Source organism: Micrococcus sp. HMSC31B01 (assembly GCF_001816085.1).
Classification (GTDB): Bacteria; Actinomycetota; Actinomycetes; order Actinomycetales; family Micrococcaceae; genus Micrococcus; species Micrococcus luteus.
In genome coordinates, this window is sequence record NZ_KV825344.1 from 1 (window position 1) to 4,295 (window position 4,295).

Annotated in this window: 4 protein-coding genes; 1 reads left to right on the top strand and 3 read right to left on the bottom strand. The window is 73.6% G+C overall.

Features of this window, described 5'->3' with window-relative positions; translation table 11 throughout:
* Positions 1-40: 40 nt before the first annotated feature.
* The 3 genes from HMPREF3105_RS10565 to HMPREF3105_RS10575 are packed head-to-tail and all read right to left on the bottom strand — an operon-like array spanning position 41 to position 2,974.
* The gene (locus HMPREF3105_RS10565; protein WP_060973610.1) at positions 41-787 is read right to left on the bottom strand and encodes a hypothetical protein; all 747 of its coding nucleotides are present in this window, start codon (positions 785-787) and stop codon (positions 41-43) included.
* Entirely contained in the window at positions 784-1,494 is a 711-nt protein-coding gene (locus HMPREF3105_RS10570) for a Tat (twin-arginine translocation) pathway signal sequence (RefSeq protein WP_225348884.1), read from the bottom strand. The genes HMPREF3105_RS10565 and HMPREF3105_RS10570 overlap by 4 nt, the downstream gene beginning before the upstream one ends.
* 58 nt (positions 1,495-1,552) lie before the next feature.
* Entirely contained in the window at positions 1,553-2,974 is a 1,422-nt protein-coding gene (locus tag HMPREF3105_RS10575; RefSeq protein ID WP_020621436.1) for an LLM class flavin-dependent oxidoreductase, read from the bottom strand.
* Between the two features lie 520 nt (positions 2,975-3,494).
* Between HMPREF3105_RS10575 and HMPREF3105_RS10580 the strand changes: the two genes are divergently transcribed.
* Positions 3,495-4,295 (top strand): ABC transporter ATP-binding protein (locus HMPREF3105_RS10580; RefSeq protein WP_070709552.1); only part of this gene is annotated, 801 nt, incomplete at its 3' end.

Sequence of the window (4,295 nt, forward strand, 5' to 3'; positions counted from 1 at the left end):
CTCCCCGAGGGGAGGCGGGCCGCCGCCGCCGTGGGCCGGGTCAGCCGTCCTGCTTCAGGACCTCGTCGGCCGGCGGGGCCTGCACCGGATCCACCCCGCCCATCTCGGAGAGGGTCACCACGGCCTTCGTGCCGGCGGACTCGGTCTCCACGGTGAGCAGGCGGCCGTCCTCCTTGGACACCGTGAACGCGGTCAGCTCCACGCCCTCCTGCGGGCCCGAGACGGGCTCGTCCAGCACGTAGCGGATCGCATCCTGACCGCTGCGGCGGATGCCGTCCGCGTCCGCCTCGACGTCGTCCAGGCCGCCCGACTCCGGCAGGGAGCCCAGCAGGGAGCTCACCATCGCGCCCATGCCGGTGGCGCTGGGATCGCCCTCGTACGGGGTGGCGGTCCAGCGCTCCGCATAGGCGGGATGGTCCTCACCGCTCGCGCCGACGCGCTCCACCGTGAACCGGGAGTACGCGGTGCCGTCCACGATCCGGGACTCGTCCCGGGTGATCAGACCGTCGTCCTTGTACACGGACACGTACCGCATGGACGAGCCGTCCACGGGACCGGAGATGTCCACCGCGTCCGGGACCGCGCGGCCGTTGCTCGGGGCCTCGGACCGCAGCTCGGTGACCATGCGGACGGAGTCGGCCTCCTCGAGCTGGGTGCGGGCGCGGTCCCAGGCGCCGGGGGCGTCGTCGCCCGAGGCGCAGCCGGTCAGCAGCAGGGCGGCCGCCCCGAGGGCGGCGAGGGACAGGCCGCGGCGGGTGCGGCGGGTCTGGGTCTGGCGCTGCCTCACTCGGCCACCTCCTCCGGCGCCTCGGCCGGCTCGATCTGGTTCCAGTCGCTCAGGGCGTACTGCTGGGTGGCCCGGCCGTCGTCGACGGTGAGCGCGACCAGCTCGCCGTCGTCGTCCACCGTGAAGGAGTGCACCCGGGTGGCGTCGCCCTCGACCATTGCGGCGTCGGCGACCTCCTCGGGCACGGCGTAGCGGTAGGCCGTGCCGTCGTCCCAGTCGACCTCCTCGGCGCGCACCTCGGCGCCGTCGAGGGCGTCCGCCGCGGGGAAGCCCACCTGGTCGAGGAGGGCCTTCAGGGGCGGCTCCTGCCCCTCACCGGCCGGGACACGGCGCCACTGCGGGTCGGAGTACATCACCTGGACGTCGTCCGGGACGTCGGAGCCGTCCACGTCGACCCGGACGAACACATCCTCGCCGACCTGGCGGGACTCCATGGTGATGTGTGAGTCCCGGCCGACCTGCATGACGCCCTTCGACTCGGCGTCGCCGCCGTCGAGCCGGCCGGCGATGTCCCAGCGGACCGAGTGCGGGCCCTGACGGCCGGTGGTGTAGGCGGTCTCGAGTCGGACGGTCTCGGCCTCGTCCAACTGGGTGCGGGCCTGATGCCAGGCCTCCCCCGCCGACTGCGGCTCGGATGCGCACCCGGCCAAGGCCAGGGCGCCCACGACGCCGAGCCCGGCCGCGCGGACGGCACGTCTGCGCTGCATGTTCTCCTCCTGGGGCTGCTGCCGGCCGAGGCAGGGCGCCGCGGCCATTGGCGTCACCCTACCGGCGGCGCAGGGCGAAGGATGCGCCGTGGTGGTTCTGCGGCAGGTGGTCGCCGCGGCCGAAGAGCTTGTGGCGCAGCGTGCCGTCCGTGTACGCGGTCTTGTAGCGGCCGAGCTTCTGCAGCGCCGGCACCACGAACTCCACGACGTCCTCGAAGGCGCCCGGGGTGATGTGGTAGGCGAGGTTGAAGCCGTCCACGTCGGTCTCGTCGGCCCACTCGACGAGCTGACGGGCCGCGGACTCGCCGCCGCCCACGATCACGGGGCCGAAGCCGCCGATGCCCACCCATTCGGCGAGCTTGCGCACGGTCCACTCCTCATCCGTGCCGGAGGCCTTCTGGAAGGTCTCCACGGCGGACTGGATGGCGTTCGACTTCACGTCCCCGATCGGCTCGTCCAGGTCGTACTGGGACAGGTCGATGCCCATCCAGCCGGACATGAGCACGAGGCCGCCCAGCGGGTCCACGTACTGCGCCAGGTCGTCGTACTTGGCCCGCGCGTCCTCGTCGGTGGCCCCGGTGACGATCGTCTGCATCGCGAAGATCTTCACGTCGTACGGGTCACGGCCGGCGTCCACCAGGGCCTGGCGGATCTTCTTCACGGTGGCGGCCGCCAGCTCCTTCGTGGGGGAGTTGATGAACACGGCCTCGGCGTGCTTGCCGGCGAAGGCGCGGCCGCGCGTCGAGGCGCCGGCCTGGTAGATCACGGGGGTGCGCTGCACGGACGGCTCGGTGACGGCGTGGCCGGGCACGGTGAAGTACCGGCCCTCGTGGGCGATGTCGTGGACCTTGGCCGGGTCCGCGAACACGCCGGACTCCTTGTCGTAGACGACGGCGTCGTCCTCCCACGAGCCCTCGAGGAGCTTGTAGACGACGTCGAGGTACTCGTCGGCGTGCTCGTAGCGCTCGTCGTGCTCCATCTGGTCGTCCTGGCCCATGTTCTGGGCGGCGGAGGGCAGGTAACCGGTGACCACGTTCCAGCCCACGCGGCCGCCCGTGAGGTGGTCGAGCGTGGCGAGGCGGCGGGCGAACGGGTAGGGGTGCTCGTAGGCGGTGCCCGCGGTGACGCCGAAGCCGAGGTGCTCGGTGACCGCGGCCATCGCGGAGACGAGCAGGAACGGGTCGTTCACGGGGGTCTGCGCGCCGGTCCTGATGGCGGCCTCGGAGGTGCCGCCGTACACGGAGTACGGGCCGAGGACGTCGGCGATGAACAGGCCGTCGAACAGGCCCTTCTCCAGCGTCTGCGCCAGGTGCGTCCAGTAGCCCAGGGTGTTGTAGTCCCGGGCGTGGTCGTCGGGGTGACGCCAGAGACCCGGGGACTGGTGGGCGACGCAGTTCATGTCGAATGCGTTGAAGAGGATCGCGCGGTGCTCGTCCGGGCGGGTGGGTGCTCCGGCCCCGGCGTTCTCGGCGGTGCTCATGGGTCTCCTTTCCAGGGCCGCCCGGTCGCAGGGGCGCGGCCGGGCGAGCGACGGTTCCGCACCATGCAACGCTGACGCGGCCGGCGGTGGAAGCCGGTCCGGCCCAGGGGTTCATGACGGCCCCGCCGGGCCCGGCCACGCGTGCGGCGCCCGGTTCGTGACATGCCCCGACCGTGACGGAGGGCACGTCCGCGGGTGGCGTCCCTGCGGCGACTCAGCGGCACCCCAGCGCTGAGCCAGTGACGTCCCAGCGCTGAGCCAGTGACACCCCAGCGCTGAGCCAGAGAAATCTGCTGCCTCCACCCTACGGAGACGACCGAAACGTCTGGCTCGGCGCTGGCTCGGCGCCGGCTCGGCGCGGGATCGGCGCGGGGCCCGGCGCCCCCGGTGTGACGCCCGTGCGGCCCTCCGGCGCCGGCGGCGGGGCAGACTTGCAGCCGACCGGGCCCGCGGTGGTCTGTTTGGCATCCGTCTCCGTCCGGCGCCGACACCGACGACGCAGCGACGATGGGAGCCCTCCATGAGCGTGCACGCGCCTTCCCGTGCCACCGCCTCCACCCCGGTCCGGGACGAGGACCGCCACAGCCTCGACGTCGTCTTCCGCGGCGTCGGGCGCACGTTCCCCACCGCGGACGGACCACGCGTCGTCCTGCGCGACGTGGACCTGACCGTGGCGCCCGGCGAGGTGCTCGCCGTGATCGGCGCCTCCGGCTGCGGCAAGTCCACGCTGCTGCGCGCCGTGGCCGGCCTGGACCCGGACTTCGACGGAGAGCTGCTGATCGACGGCTCGCCCGTGCGCCCCTACGACGAGCGCACCGCCGTCGGCTTCCAGGAGCCGCGCCTGCTGCCCTGGCGCACCCTGCGCCGCAACGTGGAACTCGGCCTGCCCCGGGGGCTGGACCGCGCCGCGGGCCGGGCCCGCGTGCAGGAGCTGCTCGAGCTCGTGGGCCTCGCGCCCTTCGCGGAGCACCGCCCCCGGGAGGTCTCCGGCGGCATGGCCCAGCGGGCCTCGCTCGCCCGCGCCCTGGCCCGCCGCCCCGGCGTGCTGCTGCTCGACGAGCCCTTCGGCGCCCTCGACGCCCTGACCCGCCTGAAGATGCAGGACCTGCTGCTGGACGTGCACGCCGCCACCGGCACCACCGTCCTGCTCATCACCCATGACGTGGAGGAGGCCCTGCAGCTCGCCGACCGCGTGCTGCTGCTCGCCCGTGACGTCCCCGTGCCCGACGGCGTGGCCCGCCCCGGAGCGACCGTGGGGCGGATCGTGGACGTGCCGGGGGCCCGTCCCCGCGACCGCGCGGACGTCCGCCTGGCCCGGCTG

What these genes read in the sequence shown, in the direction of transcription:
- HMPREF3105_RS10575 (WP_020621436.1), bottom strand. Translation starts at nt 2,974, where the DNA reads ATGAGCACCGCCGAGAACGCCGGGGCCGGAGCACCCACCCGCCCGGAC.
- HMPREF3105_RS10570 (WP_225348884.1), bottom strand. Translation starts at nt 1,494, where the DNA reads ATGCAGCGCAGACGTGCCGTCCGCGCGGCCGGGCTCGGCGTCGTGGGC.